This window comes from Paraburkholderia caffeinilytica, assembly GCF_051027425.1.
Lineage (GTDB): Bacteria > Pseudomonadota > Gammaproteobacteria > Burkholderiales > Burkholderiaceae > Paraburkholderia > Paraburkholderia caffeinilytica_A.
This window is the reverse complement of sequence record NZ_CP186553.1, coordinates 1,298,551-1,312,799: the sequence shown is the minus strand read 5'-3', so window position 1 is coordinate 1,312,799 and position 14,249 is coordinate 1,298,551. Positions and strand designations below refer to the sequence as shown.

The 14,249-nt window shown below is 61.2% G+C and carries 9 protein-coding genes; 3 read left to right on the top strand and 6 right to left on the bottom strand.

Features of this window, described 5'->3' with window-relative positions; translation table 11 throughout:
- Positions 1-17: 17 nt before the first annotated feature.
- Positions 18-872, bottom strand: coding sequence for an alpha/beta hydrolase (locus tag ACOSV0_RS26360; RefSeq protein ID WP_434115072.1), 855 nt, complete (start codon positions 870-872; stop codon positions 18-20).
- A 172-nt stretch (positions 873-1,044) separates the two neighbouring features.
- Here ACOSV0_RS26360 and ACOSV0_RS26355 point away from each other — a divergent pair, with 172 nt between their 5' ends.
- Positions 1,045-2,049, top strand: a complete 1,005-nt coding sequence (locus ACOSV0_RS26355) for a LysR family transcriptional regulator (protein WP_408215396.1) — start codon at positions 1,045-1,047, stop codon at positions 2,047-2,049.
- Between the two features lie 268 nt (positions 2,050-2,317).
- Positions 2,318-2,626: a DUF4148 domain-containing protein gene (locus tag ACOSV0_RS26350; protein ID WP_434115070.1), complete on the top strand. Its 309-nt coding sequence runs from the start codon at positions 2,318-2,320 to the stop codon at positions 2,624-2,626.
- A 1,155-nt stretch (positions 2,627-3,781) separates the two neighbouring features.
- On the opposite strand, the gene ACOSV0_RS26345 is transcribed toward ACOSV0_RS26350, so the two are convergent.
- Positions 3,782-4,855 carry a purine-nucleoside phosphorylase gene (locus ACOSV0_RS26345; RefSeq protein ID WP_434115069.1) on the bottom strand — a complete coding sequence of 358 codons (1,074 nt, stop codon included), beginning with the start codon at positions 4,853-4,855 and terminating at the stop codon, positions 3,782-3,784.
- Between the two features lie 245 nt (positions 4,856-5,100).
- On the opposite strand from ACOSV0_RS26345, the gene ACOSV0_RS26340 reads away from it, so the two are divergent.
- Positions 5,101-6,081 carry an aldo/keto reductase gene (locus ACOSV0_RS26340; RefSeq protein ID WP_434115067.1) on the top strand — a complete coding sequence of 327 codons (981 nt, stop codon included), beginning with the start codon at positions 5,101-5,103 and terminating at the stop codon, positions 6,079-6,081.
- Positions 6,082-6,183: 102 nt separating this feature from the next.
- Here the strand turns inward: ACOSV0_RS26340 and ACOSV0_RS26335 are convergent, their stop codons facing one another.
- The 4 genes from ACOSV0_RS26335 to ACOSV0_RS26320 form a co-directional block, all read right to left on the bottom strand.
- Complete coding sequence (locus tag ACOSV0_RS26335; RefSeq protein ID WP_434115065.1) at positions 6,184-7,089, bottom strand: cation diffusion facilitator family transporter; 906 nt, start codon at positions 7,087-7,089, stop codon at positions 6,184-6,186.
- A 156-nt stretch (positions 7,090-7,245) separates the two neighbouring features.
- Positions 7,246-12,087, bottom strand: coding sequence for an NAD-glutamate dehydrogenase (locus ACOSV0_RS26330; RefSeq protein WP_434115063.1), 4,842 nt, complete (start codon positions 12,085-12,087; stop codon positions 7,246-7,248).
- Positions 12,088-12,255: 168 nt separating this feature from the next.
- Complete coding sequence (locus ACOSV0_RS26325) at positions 12,256-13,032, bottom strand: alpha/beta fold hydrolase (protein ID WP_434115061.1); 777 nt, start codon at positions 13,030-13,032, stop codon at positions 12,256-12,258.
- Positions 13,029-14,063 (bottom strand): M14 family zinc carboxypeptidase, encoded by a 1,035-nt coding sequence (locus ACOSV0_RS26320; RefSeq protein WP_434115059.1) that lies wholly within the window; start codon positions 14,061-14,063, stop codon positions 13,029-13,031. Before ACOSV0_RS26320 ends, ACOSV0_RS26325 begins: the two co-directional genes overlap by 4 nt.
- Between the last annotated feature and the right edge of the window lie 186 nt (positions 14,064-14,249).

The following is a 14,249-nucleotide window of genomic DNA, read 5'->3' as shown; positions in this document are numbered from 1 at the left end:
TTCTGCTTATTTCTGTCTCAGCGATGAGCGCGCGCATCGAAGCGCCACTGAAAAAATCGCACTGCTTCCTGCAATGCAGGCGGATGGTCGGCCAACGCGGCGTGCGAGACGCTGGGATAGCGGACCACCTGGGTCAGCACACCCGCGTCGATCAGACTGCTCGCGTATTTCTCCGCTTCCACATGCAGCACATCGTTTTGCGCCGTCGCGATCAGCGTGGCCGGCAGGCCCGCGAGGCGCGACGATTCGAGCGGCGCGGCATACGGATGCATGCGTTGCGACGCTTGCGGCAGATACGCGCGATAACACGCCGCGCATTCCTTCGCGGTAATGTCCGAGCTCAGGCGCCGCTCGTCGCCGAGGCGCGTCAGGCTTGGATCCAGCATCGGTCCAAACAGCGCTTGCGCGGCAATACGCACGTCGCCGCGGTCCCGCGCGATAAAAGCGAGGCAGTTGGCCAACTGGCCGCCCGCATCGTGCCCCGCCACGCCAATCTTCCCGCTGTTTCCGCCAAACGCACGGGCTCTGGTCTGCACCCAGAGCGCCGCGCGATGTGCGTCTTCGGGCGCCGCCGGAAACGGAAACTGCGGCGCCAGCGAATAACCGACCGAAACGACGAGCGCCGGTAAGTGTTCTGCGAAATAACGGGCGGCGTACTCAGCCTGCTCGATCGAGCCCTTCGTAAAACCGCCACCGTGGAAATAAAGCAGTACCGGCAGTGCGGTTTTTTGTGGCTGCCGGTACAAACGCAACGTGATGTCCTGTGCGTGCCCTTCGATCTGCACGTCAGTAACGTCGAGTGCCGTGCTGTCTGCCTGTGCCAGGCCGCTGCCGGCGGGCACAAAGGAGTACGGCGGTTTAAATGCATCCATGTCGAGCCGCGCAATGCGCATAGAACTTCAATGGTGCGAATTGTGGGTTCAGCAGACTCGTAAATAAATGCCTATAATCCGGCAACACAATTCGGCGCCCCTGAACAATCGAATGCGATTGCTCTGCGGATTCGATTCCTGCTCAGTGCGCCCGCCCCTTTGGAGGTTTGCAATGGACCGGCTTCAGGCCATGCAAGTGTTCACGCGCGTCGTCGACACCAACAGCTTTACTCGTGCGGCGGAAACGCTCGACCTGCCGCGCGCATCGGTTACCACCATCATTCAGAACCTCGAAGCGTTCCTCGGCACGCGGCTGATGCACCGGACCACGCGGCGTTTGTCGCTCACGCCGGACGGCGCGGCGTATTACGAGCGCTGCGTGCGCATTCTCGCGGACGTCGAAGAAACCGAGGCCAGCTTCCAGAGCGGCAACAAGAAGCCGCATGGCAAGTTGCGCATCGACATGCCGGGATCGATCGGGCGCCTGCTGGTGATCCCTTCGCTGTGTGAATTCCACACGCGCTACCCGGACATCGACCTGCAACTCGGATTGACGGACCGGCCCGTCGATCTGTTGCAGGAAGGCGTGGATTGCGTGGTACGTGTGGGTGCGCTACAGGATTCGTCGCTGGTGGCGCGGCGCATCGGTTTGTTCGAGGGCGTGACGTGCGCGGCCCCCGACTACATCGAGCGCGCGGGCATGCCGGCTTCGCTCGAGGACCTCGAGAATCACAAAGCAGTGAATTATTTTTCTAGCCGCACGGGGCGCACGATCGATTGGGCCTTCATGGTTGATGGCAAAGAAATTGAAGTGAAGATGAAGGGCATTGTGTCGGTGAATGACGCCGATGCCTACGTAACTTGCGGGCTGGAAGGCTTCGGCCTGATTCAGCCGGCGCTCTTCATGGTGTTGCCGCATCTGCGTTCGGGCCAGCTGGTTGAAGTGCTGCCGGAGCTGAAACCTTTGCCGATGCCGATTTCCGCAGTCTATCCGCACAGTCGGCATCTGTCGCCTAAAGTCCGTGTTTTCGTAGACTGGATCGCGGAGCTGTTCGACCGCTGCCCGTTGCTGAGCGGACGCGGCAGTCTCGACGCGATGTGCACGAAGCGTACTTTCGAAGAACGCGAATCTGCTCCGACGCTCGATACACCGGTAATAACGGAGTGGGTCGCCTGAATCGCGTGAATTGAAGTACAGAATCTGGAACAGTGAATTCCAACCGCGGCTCTAATGCCGCGGTGATCGCGAAGTTGCCTCGCTGTTGCCCCGCTGTTGCCCAGTGGTTGCCGTGTAGCTGTCCGGGAGTCGTGCACGTTGCGGCGATTGTTCCGGAATCGCGACAATTCATTTCGCGAAAGTGCGATTTATCCGAGTCACCTCGAAGTCTACATTTCACCCTGTCGCGGCGCTCCTCGCGCTGCAAACGAATCGACAGGAGTGAATCATGAAACGCAATCTCTTAGCAGGTCTGGCTCTTTCGCTGCTTGCCAGCGCACCGGTGTTTGCTCAAAGCAATGGCGGTGGAATCGGCCATGCCGGCACATACGAAACGCAACCTGCGCCGACTACAGGCGGCAAGACTCGTGCTGAAGTTAAGGCCGAATTGGTCGCGGCGTATCGTGACGGTTCGCTGCCTGCGTTGAATCGGACGTCGTATCCGAACAAAGGTCTGATTGGTCAGACGCAGGCTGCGCGTATTGCATTGCAGGAAGGGACGAGTGGCGACGTTACGCGTGTCGCCAATGGGCAGTAAGGCGAATTCGCCGCGATGATTCGGTTTCCAAAAGAAATTTTCATCGTGGCGGGTTGTTTGCACTCTTTACAAAGGAGCTTGTTATGACACCGTCTGAACTTGATGATTGGGATGTGGATACGCCTGTGTGGACGCCTTATCGGGCGTTGGGGCGATAGAAGGTTAGGTTTTTTGCCTGCGGCGGGTGTTCGTTTGTTCGTTTGTTTGCCTACGGCAGCGGGGGTGCTTGGGGTGCTTGGGTTGTTTGCCTGCTTGGCGCTTATTGTCTGGTCGCCTGCGGCGTTGGCCTTTCCTTGAATTCTTATTGGTTTATTAGCGTCGCCCCTGTGCGGGGCAGGCACCTACTTTTCTTTGCATGCCGCAAAGAAAAGTAGGCAAAAGAAAGCGGCTCACACCGCTAACTTTTAAGCGGGTCCCCCGCGCAGTCACGGTAGTGGTGCATCTGGAGTCTGTGCCCTCGCGCATTCGACGTTCGTGACAAGGCAGTCATTCTTCCGGCGGCGTTGCGCGCGCCGAAGCGCACTTCATAGAACCGACCACCGTGTTTTTGCACTCGTGCTTCATTCGGGACCCCGCCGAGGCGAAACCAATGGTTCCCGCTGCATTCAAACGAAGCCGGTGATTTCCCACGCAACCCCGTTGTTGCCGAGGCGAAGCGGATGGTTCCCGTTGCATCCAAACGAAGCTGCTGGTTTCCCATGCAACTCTGTCGTTGCCGAGGCGGAGCCGATGGCCCCCACCACGCTCAAACGAAGCTCTAGGTTTCCTTGGCGGACCCATCCACGACGCACGCAGTGCGAAGTGGGAGCGGATGAGTGCTTTGTCACTCATGCCGAATGTGCGAGAACACGGATTCCAGATGCACCACTACCGTGACTGCGCGGGGGACCCGCTTAGAAGTTAGCGGTTTGAGCCGCTTTCTTTTGCCTACTTTTCTTTGCGGCAAGCAAAGAAAAGTAGGTGCCTGCCCCGCACAGGGGCGACGCTAATAGACCAATAAGAATTCAAGGAAAGGCCAAAAACCAAAGAATTCAGATCAAGAAAAAGCCAACGCCAGAAGCGCACAGAAAACCACACCGAGCACGCAAAAAACCAAGCAAACCCTAGTGCCGTAGGCAAACAAACAAACGAACACCCGCCGCAGGCAAAAAAACCTTACCTCTTCTGCACCCCCTCCCGCCACTCCCCCCAATGCGTCACAATATCCTGCACCAGCGGATTCCCCGCCCTAAACAAATTCTCAATAGCAATCGTAAAGCCCCCTTGCGCAGCATAGTTAAGCAAATTATCCGCACTAGTCTGCCCATCGTAAGGCCGATCGAAATCAGACCCCGCCCTCACCACAGCAACGCGATTCAAATCGACCTTATGCACCGAGGCCGCGCGCTTAAGCGCCTCATACGTCGCGTTATCCTCCTGCTGCGTGGTGCAATAAACCCCCTTGTTGTCAGTCAGAATCTTCGTCCAATCCCGAGCCCGCTGCCCAAGCAGCGTGCCTGACCACCACGTATCGCCCGCCAGCGTATCGCACTGAATAACAGTCGGCGGCCGATTCGCCGGCGCATACGAATACTTGGCCCGCGCCGCCTGCGCCTGTGCGCTATCCGACAACACAACGCTCCTCGACAAATCAAACGCCGAGTCGGCAAGCTGGGTATTCAACTGAAACACCTCCGTCCGGTAGTCAAGCGGCGGCTTGTCCGTCGGACTCGTCGTGTTGATCCCAAGGTACCCGGTATTCCAGCCAGACGGAATCTCCCGCCCGTCGATCTCCCACTGAATCCCGAAGTCGACCAGATATTTCGCCCACGCAGCAGACCCGACCGTGCCCTGCTGCGGATCGATGCCGGCAATCCCCGCCACCATAAAGTACGTATGCCGCAAATCGAAACGCGGCGAGAAAGTCAGCGCCATGATCGACGCGGCAGCGTTGCTATGCCCCATGCCGGTGGTCATGACGCACACATCCTGCTTGTTGCAATGAACCGTCGGGTAATCGGGAGAGAGACCGTCGACCGGAATGTCACGCCATGGTCCCAGCCGGTCGAGCCACACCTGCCCCTCCGGCCCGAACATCGAAATGATCATCACCTTGACCGGCCGGCCGTGCGAACCGCCGTCGCCTTGCGAGCCACCGTCGTTGTCGTCGGCGCTGGCAGCGCCAGGCGTGAAGGCGGCGCAAGCCGCGAGTGCAATGGCGGAAATTGCACCAAGTGTGCGAGTCAGCATCGTGATCCTTCCTTTTTGCTTGTGATGCATATTGGGAGAGGGACTGCTTTCAAGCCGAAAGAAGTATAGATGCGAAGAAATTATTTTCCACTACGTGTTACCGCATTTCATACGTCGCTGCTGGCCCCGCCGAACCGGGCGTCTGATCTGCCCGTCGGCCCCTCAGCACGCCGACGCGTCCCTTCCTATAATGGAGGACCGTCAGCACGCACCGCGTTTGTACCGTTCAATACAGGAGCATCACGATGGATTATGTGAAACTCGGCCGCACCGGCCTCGATGTATCGCGTCTTTGTCTCGGTTGCATGAGCTACGGCGTGCCCGCTCGCGGCACCCATCCCTGGTCGCTCGACGATGAAGCGGCACGCCCCTTCATCAAGCAGGCGCTCGACCACGGCATCAATTTCTTCGATACCGCCAACGTTTACTCGGACGGCACCAGCGAGGAAATCGTCGGCCGCGCGCTGAAGGACTTTGCGAAGCGCGACGAGATTGTGCTGGCAACCAAGGTCAATAGCCGCATGCATCCGGGCCCGAACGGCGCGGGCCTCTCGCGCAAGGCGATCATGGCGGAAATCGACAACAGCCTGCGGCGGCTCGGTACGGACTACGTCGATCTGTATCAGATCCACCGCTGGGACTACGACACGCCGATCGAAGAAACCATGGAAGCGCTGCACGACGTCGTGAAGGCAGGCAAGGCACGTTATATCGGCGCATCGTCGATGTATGCCTGGCAGTTCGCCAAGGCGTTGCATGTGGCTGAACGCAATGGCTGGACGCGCTTCGTGACGATGCAGAACTACGTGAACCTGCTGTACCGCGAAGAAGAGCGCGAAATGCTGCCGCTATGCGAAAGCGAAGGCATTGGCGTCATTCCGTGGAGCCCGCTGGCACGCGGGCGCCTGACGCGCGACTGGAACACCGAGAGCGCCCGCTCCGAGACCGACGAATTCGGCCGCACGCTGTACGCGCATACCGAAGACGCGGATCGCCGGATCGTGGAGCGAGTCAGCCAGATTGCCAAAGAACGCGGTGTGCCGCGTGCGCAAGTCGCGCTGGCCTGGGTGCTGCAGAAGAAGCCGATCACCGCGCCGATTGTCGGCGCGACCAAACTGCATCACCTGGACGATGCGGTCGCGGCGCTGTCGTTGAACCTGAGCGCGGACGAAATCCACCAGCTTGAAGAACTGTATGTGCCGCATGCGGTGACCGGCTTCAAATAAGCGGCAAATGCATCGGTCAGCGGACACATAAGGAGAGACCCACGCGGAATTCACCAGCCCCAAGACAGACCGGACGTACCCACGAGGCAGCACGACAGCGCATCAGATCCGCGGCACGTCCGGTTCAAAAAACACCCAGCGCACTTGCGGAAAAGCAGCCTGCAAGTCCGCTTCGATCACGTTGATCGCATCGACCATCGCGCGGCCGCTCGCATAGTCGATCATTTCCGCCTGCACCGCCACCACCACGTGGCGGCCCCATTGCAGCGTAATCATGTTGATAATGCTGCGAATCTCGGATCGGCCGCGCAGATGCGCCTCGATCGCGCGGCGCACTTCCGGTCCCGCCGATTCGCCGACGATCATCGACTTCACTTCGCGCGCCACCAGCCACGCAATCACCATCAGCAACAGACCAACGCCGATGGAGCCCAATGCGTCATAGAGGGGATTGCCGGTCACCATCGTCAGCAGCACGGCGACGAAGGCGATCGCGAGACCCGCGAGCGCAGCGATATCTTCGCCTGCCACCACCAGCAATTCCGACTCGCGCGTTTCGCGAAACCAGCGCCACATGCTTTTGTCGGGATGCGTCTTGCGGATTTCCTTCACCGCGCCCCACAATGAAAGCGCTTCGAGCACGACCGACACGCCGAGTACGACGAGCGCCACATACGCATACTGCAAAGGCTCACGCGCAAACAGGCGATGCACGCCCTCGTACACTGAAAACGCGCCGCCGACAAAAAACAGCAGCAACGCTACCAGCAACGAATAGAAATTGATTTCGCGGCCGCTGCCCATGGGATGCAACGGGCTCGCCGGTTTGCGCGCTTCACGCAAGCCGAATAGCAACAGCAGCTGGTTACCGCAGTCGGCGGTCGAGTGAATGGCTTCGGCGAACATCGAGCCGGAACCGGTGAAGGCGGCAGCGGCGAACTTGCAGATAGCGATGCCGAGGTTGGCGGCGAGCGCATAGAAAATGGCTTTCGGCGATTCTTCTTTCATCGTCGTGGGGAGGGTCCGTGAGTGTGCAGCGCGTTTTCGGTTGGCAATGGTCCGTATTATGGGCATGCCAGACCGCATGCGTCCAACCCCGGCGCTGTTTTGCGCCGTGTTCCATGACGTATGCCATGCATCCGCCCTCTCTCACGCTCTGTCGTGCTAGGCCCTTTCGAGCGCGGCCATCTCCCGCACGATCACCAGCAGCATCGACAGGCTCGCGCCGCCCGTGGCCCGCAGGTCGGCAAGCAGGCGCGTATAACGCTCCAGTTGCGCGGCGCGCCTGTCTCGCCACGTCTGAACCAGTGCATCCGGCGTCGACGCATCGTCCGCACCGGCCAGCGCGCTTGTCGTCAACGCGCGCTTCAGCCGCGCGAGCTCGGCCAGCGCCGTGGCGCGCGCCAGCATGTCCCAGTGCGTGGGCGCCGGCAGTGCGGCCGCGCGCTCGCTGATCCAGCCGTAGTTCAGCAGCGTACCGAGTTCGAAATAGACGCCCGCCACGAGTTCGAGACTGCGCCCGCAGGTCGACGCCACCTCGGCGATGTCGAGCAAAGCCGCCGAGATTTCGCCGCTGGCGATTCGCACCGCCAGTTCGCTATCCACACCGGCGTCTACGAGCGCGCGTTGCCGCTCGGACAGTGCATCGAGATCGGCGCTCGGCAGCAGCGCGGGCCATTGCGGTGCAAGGCGTTGCGCCGCGTCGCGGCAGCGCGCCAGCAAGCCGGCGACGTCACCGCTACTGACCGCCCCCGACTGCAATTGCCGCAGGAACCACAACGCCGAGCGTTCGACGAGCCGCGCCACTTCGACGAACATGCGCGCCTGCACATCGTCGGCGACACGGTTGTCGAGCGCATCGATATTGCGCCACACGTCGTCGAGATCGAACACGTCGCGCGCCATGATGCAGGCCCGCACAATGTCGCCGGGCTGCGCATCGGTCTCTTCCATCAGGCGATGCACGAACTCGCAGCCCACGCGATTCACCAACGCGTTGGTCAAATGCGTCGCCAGAATTTCGCGCCGCAACGGGTGGCGTTGCATCGGTTCGCTGAAGCGCTGCCGCAACGGCTTCGGAAAGTACTCGATCAGCATGTCGCTGACGAGCGGATCTTCCGGCATCGACGATTCAAGCAATGCGTCGTACAACCACATCTTGCTATAGGCAAGCAACACGGCGCGCTCGGGCGTGGTCAGCCCTTGTTTCGCGGCCTGGCGTTCAGCGACTTCTTCATCGGTCGGCAGGAACTCGATCACGCGATTGAGCCGGCCCGCGCGTTCGAGATAGCGCATCAACCGCGCTTCGGCATCGAGTAATTCGACGCCGAAGCGGCCCGCAATCGAAAGCGCCTGAGTCTGGTAATAGTTGTCCTGCAACACGAGCAGGCCGACCTCGTCGGTCATTTCCGCGAGCAGCGCATTGCGCTGTTTCTCGGTCATTTCGCCGTCGGAGACGACCAGCCCCAGCAGAATCTTGATGTTGACCTCGTGATCCGAACAGTCGACACCCGCAGAGTTGTCGATCGCATCCGTATTGATGCGGCCGCCGCGCTGCGCGAATTCGATGCGGCCGAGTTGCGTCAGGCCGAGATTGCCGCCTTCCGCAACGACCTTGCAATGCAGATCGGCGCCGTTGACGCGAATCGCGTCGTTGGCGCGATCGCCGACCTGCAGATGCGTTTCACGGCTCGCCTTCACGTAGGTGCCAATGCCGCCGTTGTAAAGCAGATCGACGGGCGCCTGCAGAATCGCGCGCATCAATTCAGCGGGTGCGAGCGCCGGCGCGCTGATCCCGAGTACCGATTGCACGGCGGGAGACAATGGAATCGTCTTGGCGGTGCGCGGAAACACGCCGCCGCCTGCCGAGATCAACGACGGATCGTAGTCGGCCCAACTCGACCGGTCGAGCATGAAAAGCCGCCCGCGTTCGGCAAGGCTTACCGCTGGGTCCGGATTCGGATCGAGAAAGATATGCCGATGATCGAACGCGGCAACCAGTCTGATATGCGGAGACAGCAGCATGCCGTTGCCAAATACATCGCCCGACATATCGCCGACGCCGACCACGGTGAAGTCGGTTGTTTGCGTATCGACGCCCATTTCGCGGAAGTGCCGCTTGACCGACTCCCACGCGCCGCGCGCCGTGATCGCCATTTTCTTATGGTCATAGCCGACCGAACCGCCCGACGCAAAGGCGTCGTCGAGCCAGAAACCGTATTCCTGCGAAATGGCGTTCGCGTAGTCGGAGAAGGTGGCGGTGCCCTTGTCGGCGGCGACTACCAGATAGGGATCGTCGGGATCGTGCCGCACCACGTCCGGCGGCGGCACGATCGCCGTGCCCGCGAGGTTGTCGGTCAGATCGAGCAGGCCGCGCAGGAAGGTCTGATAACAGGCGACGCCTTCACGCATCCACGCATCGCGTTCCGTCTGCGGCGGCGGATTCTTCACGACGAAGCCGCCTTTGGAGCCGACCGGCACGATCACCACGTTCTTCACCATCTGCGCCTTCATCAGCCCGAGCACTTCCGTGCGGAAGTCCTCGCGCCGGTCGGACCAGCGCAGCCCGCCGCGCGCGACACGGCCACCGCGCAAATGCACGCCTTCCACACGCGGCGAGTACACCCAGATCTCGAACATCGGTTTCGGTTCAGGCAGACCGGGCACCTGGGCGGGATTGAATTTGAACGACAGATATGGCTTCGGCTGGCCGTCGACGTTAAAGCGATAGTAGTTCGTACGCTGCGTGGCCTTGATGACGCCGAGGAATTGCCGCAGTATCCGGTCCTCGTCGAGATTCGGCACCTGATCGAGTGCGTTGTCGATCGTCTTCAGCAAGCCTTCGACGCGCGCCTCGCGCGTATCGCCCTGCGCCGGATCGAAGCGCGCAATGAACAATTCCACCAGCATGCGGGCAATCGCCGGATTGCCGGTAACCGCGCGTTCGATATAGGCGTCGCTGAAGGTCGACCCCACTTGCCTCAGGTACTTGGCATAGGCACGCAGAATCGTCACCTCGCGCGCATTCAGTTGCGCGCGCAACACGAGGCGGTTGAAATCGTCGCTTTCGATGCCGCCGGTCCACACCTGTTCGAACGCGTCTTCGAACAGGTCCTTCACGCGTTCGATATCGAACTCCGCATCGTCCGCGAGTTCGAGGCCGAAATCGTGGATCCACGCTGGCGTGGCGCCGAGCGCTTCGATCAGATAAGGCCGCTCTTCATCCACACGCACGCCGAGATGTTCGAGCATCGGCAAGCTGCGCGACAAGGCAATGGGCAATCCCGCACGATAGACCTTGAAGCGAAACGCGCGCGGCCCGGCTTCGATCGGGCGGTACAGGTTCATGGCGAGCCGCTCGCTGCCCTGCACGCGTTCAATCAGTTCGATGTCACGCACCGCGGTACGGGCCGGATAATCGTCGCGATACCCCGGAGGAAACGAATCCGCATAGTGTTGCAGGAGGCGATTGCCCTGCTCCTCGCCGAAGGCGTCGAGCAATGCGTCGGCAAGATCGTCCTGCCAACGGCGCGTGACCTGGACGAGCCGCGCTTCGAGTTCGCGCGTATCGACATTGGGCATGCCGCCCGGCTTTGCATGCACGACGAAGTGAATACGTGCAAGCGTCGACTCCGACAACAACGGCGTGAATTCGACACTTGCGCCATTGAACGCATCGACCAGCAGATTGGCAATGCGCTGCCGCATATCGGTGTTGTACTTGTCGCGTGGTACGAATACCAGACACGACACGAAGCGGTCGAACCGGTCGCGCCGCACGAATAGACGCGTGCGCTGATGCTCCTGCAAACGCAGCACACCGAGCGCGATATCGTAGAGCTGGTCCTCGTCGGCCTGAAAGAGTTCGTCGCGCGGATAGGTTTCGAGCACCGTCACGAGTGATTTGGCCAGATGACCCTTCGGCAGGAAGCCGGCCCGCCGCACGATGTTCGCGCATTTGCGCCGCACGATCGGAATTTCCGAAGCCGATACCAGGTACGCGGTAGACGTATACAGGCCGATAAAACGCCGCTCTCCGGTCACCTTGCCGTCCGCGCCGGTCAGCTTGATGCCGACGTAGTCCAGATAGCCCGGCCGATGCACCGTCGCGCGCGAGTTGGCCTTGGTCAGGAAAATGGGCGATGAGCCGGAGATGATATCGGCCGCCGCCGGTGGCAATGGCGTGACTTCGGCCGCGCCCGCGGGACGCAATGCGTCGCGCAGAATGCCGAGGCCGGAGCCCGGTACCGCGCGCAGACCAAAGCCGGCGCCGTGCTGTATCAGTTCATAGTCGCGCTGGCCGAGAAACGTGAAATGATCGGCCACCATCCATTCAAGGAAGGCTCGGGCCTCGACACCTTCCGGACCCGCCTCGCCGGCCTTCATGCTTTTGACGGTAACGTGCGCGAGTTCGACGATCTTCGGCCAGTCTTCCACCGCGGCGCGCACGTCGCGCAGCACCCTGGCGATCTCGTCACGCAAGGCGTCGAGCTTCGCTGCGTCGCCGCAACGGTCGACTTCGAAGTGAATGAACGAAGCGAGCTGCGAGCGCGTATCGGCGGCGTCTTCAGCACCCTGGCCCACTCGCACGATGCTGCCGTCCGGCCCGCGCCAGATGCGAAACACCGGATGCACGACCGAATGCAGCGCGAGCCCGAGGCGGTTGACTGCCATCGACACCGAATCGACCAGAAACGGCATATCGTCGTTGACGATCTCGATCACCGTGTGATCGGAATGCCAGCCATGCTGTTCGAGTATCGGGTTGTAGACGCGCAGCCGTTCGCTGCCGGGCACGAAGCGCTGAGCGGTTTGCCAATGCGCGAGCGCCGCGCCGTAAAGATCGGCAATCGCCCGGCTTTGCAGGTCGTCGGCGTCGACGAAATCGTAGTAGTGCTGCAGGAAAGGTTCGACGACTTTAAAGGTCGGCTCGGGTAAGCGCCCACGCGCAAATTCGAAGACATCGTTCAGCAGGTGCGTGACGGCTTCTTCATTCTTCGCTTGCATGATCAACTCCCTCGGCGGGCGGCAATAGCACGTATCGCTTGATTCGCATGCATCGTCTGAACGGGGATTATGCACCTGCCGGCCAGAAAAACGATACGCGAGCCCACTTAGGTTATACCCGCTGGCGGCCGACGTGCCGCTGGCTGCGCAGTTGCGCCCCGTCGCCTGCTAGAGCCCGGCCGCCGTCGCACCGGCGTCTTGCATCAGCCACGCGCGAACCTGTTCGCTGGTCCACGCCGGATCGTCGTGCGGCAGGTCGTGACCCGCCCATTGATGCTCGCGATGGGTTGCGCCCCACGCCACCGCGAGCTTCGCCGAACACACCGGATTAACCAGCTTGTCGGCACGTGAAGAGAGAATCAGCAACGGGCAACCCGGTTTCTCTACAGCCGCGCTAAAGTGCGCGGCGGCCCGAAGCTGCCGTAACGCGTTGCCCCGGCTCACCGGCGCGCTCCGGCGAATTTCGCTCCATGCATCGAGATCGGCGCCCAGCGTTTCGACGTTATTGCACGTCAGCCGATGAATGCCGCTTTCCGCGCGGGGCGCGTCGCGCCAGTGTGCCGCGACGCCCAGAAGGCCCGGCCATGCGGACGGCCGCAAGCGCTCGTGCATGCGGCTGAACGGCCGCATGCTGGTATTGATCAGCACGAGCCGCTCGATCTCGCCGGGATGCCGCTGTGCCCAGTCGGTTGCGACCATGCCGCCAAGCGACATGGCCAGCACGCGATAAGGGCCCGTTACTCCGGTTTGCAGCGCAGCAATCCGCACGAAGCCCACCATATCCTCGACCGCAGCCGGCGCGCGCAGGTTCGCGAACTCGCCGTTGCCGGGCAGATCGAGCAGCAACACGCGATCCGTTCCGATCGCCTCGCGCAGCAAGCCGGGCAAACGCCCCCAATGGCGAGTTTCGCGCGTCAGCCCACGCAACAGAATCCACGTGCTCATAACACTTCCGGCTTGTACCAGAGATCAATCGCGTTTTGCATCAATTGCTCGCGACGATTGCCTTGCGGCAACCAGCGTTGCGACGAGAACGCCGCGCGTGCGAGAAAATCGAGCAGATTCGCATGGCGGCGCAAGACGCGTGCGGTGCGATGCGCCTTCACCGGGTTGAACATGCCCTGACGCGAAAACAGTTGGCGCGGATTCTTCTTGATCCATAGCCATGAACCGAGCTCGAGCGTCATCGGCAGAAAGACGTTGGGCACCGGTGTGCGATCGTAGGCGTAGTCCCATAGATCGCCGTGCAATAGATACTGGTGGCTCTGTGGCTCGAACGCATAGCCATGATGCGGATGCGCGCGCTCGAACATGGTTTTCAGCACGTACATTTCCGGCAGATGCGGCATCAGCTTGCGCGTGCGCGCGTAGGGGAACCAGATGCTGTCCCGCCAGCCGTAACCCGAGTGGCAGTCGAGCGCGATGCTCAAGGGCCGCGCGGCCATTTCGGTTTCGACCACCTGCAGGAGCGCCGCGGCCTCCGGTTCCATCGGCTCGCCTTGCCGGCCGCGATACCAGGGCAGCCATGCGCCAACCCGCTGGCCGCCGGCGAGCAGCGGCACGCGTTCGTCGGCATTCTGCGGCGCGTTGCGCATCAGATCGACACCGTTGGGATTGGCGCGTGTGGCGGCCCACATGCCGCCCGGGTTGACGATCGGCATAAAGATCAGACGAATCGATTGCAGTTGCCGCACCAGCAGTTCGTCCCATTCCAGCCGGGCAAGCAGCGCGCGCATGTAATCGAGCACCAGTTGCGAGCCGATCCGTTCGAGCCCGTGAATGCCGCCAAAAAACCCGATCGCCGGCGCGAGCGGATCGGTCGAACCGATACTCGCGGTATGCACGCAGAACTGCCGGCCACGCACCGTCGTCTCGCAGACGGTGCGGATCTCGAAGCTTGCGCTGCCCTGATCGAGGATCGTCCTGAGATCTTCGTACTCCGCAAAACTGTTGGGAAGAAAGCTCAAAGGCTGCATGACGACATCGAAAGGAACTGCAAGGTTATTGGGGGCAGCATGCCGGATGACGCAATATAGCCTGGCTGCGCGCGATCATGCGCGCTCAGCCTCACTCAATGCAAATCATGTCATACGGGCGTCATCTTTTATTCCAACTGGTGACTTCTATCTGCCTTTCCAGCGACGCAAAAAAGACACATGGAG

Excerpts from the sequence above, each read along its gene's own strand:
- ACOSV0_RS26360 (WP_434115072.1), bottom strand. The coding sequence starts at position 872 with ATGGATGCATTTAAACCGCCGTACTCCTTTGTGCCCGCCGGCAGCGGC.
- ACOSV0_RS26355 (WP_408215396.1), top strand. The coding sequence starts at position 1,045 with ATGGACCGGCTTCAGGCCATGCAAGTGTTCACGCGCGTCGTCGACACC.
- ACOSV0_RS26350 (WP_434115070.1), top strand. The coding sequence starts at position 2,318 with ATGAAACGCAATCTCTTAGCAGGTCTGGCTCTTTCGCTGCTTGCCAGC.
- ACOSV0_RS26345 (WP_434115069.1), bottom strand. The coding sequence starts at position 4,855 with ATGCTGACTCGCACACTTGGTGCAATTTCCGCCATTGCACTCGCGGCT.
- ACOSV0_RS26340 (WP_434115067.1), top strand. The coding sequence starts at position 5,101 with ATGGATTATGTGAAACTCGGCCGCACCGGCCTCGATGTATCGCGTCTT.
- ACOSV0_RS26335 (WP_434115065.1), bottom strand. The coding sequence starts at position 7,089 with ATGAAAGAAGAATCGCCGAAAGCCATTTTCTATGCGCTCGCCGCCAAC.
- ACOSV0_RS26330 (WP_434115063.1), bottom strand. The coding sequence starts at position 12,087 with ATGCAAGCGAAGAATGAAGAAGCCGTCACGCACCTGCTGAACGATGTC.
- ACOSV0_RS26325 (WP_434115061.1), bottom strand. The coding sequence starts at position 13,032 with ATGAGCACGTGGATTCTGTTGCGTGGGCTGACGCGCGAAACTCGCCAT.
- ACOSV0_RS26320 (WP_434115059.1), bottom strand. The coding sequence starts at position 14,063 with ATGCAGCCTTTGAGCTTTCTTCCCAACAGTTTTGCGGAGTACGAAGAT.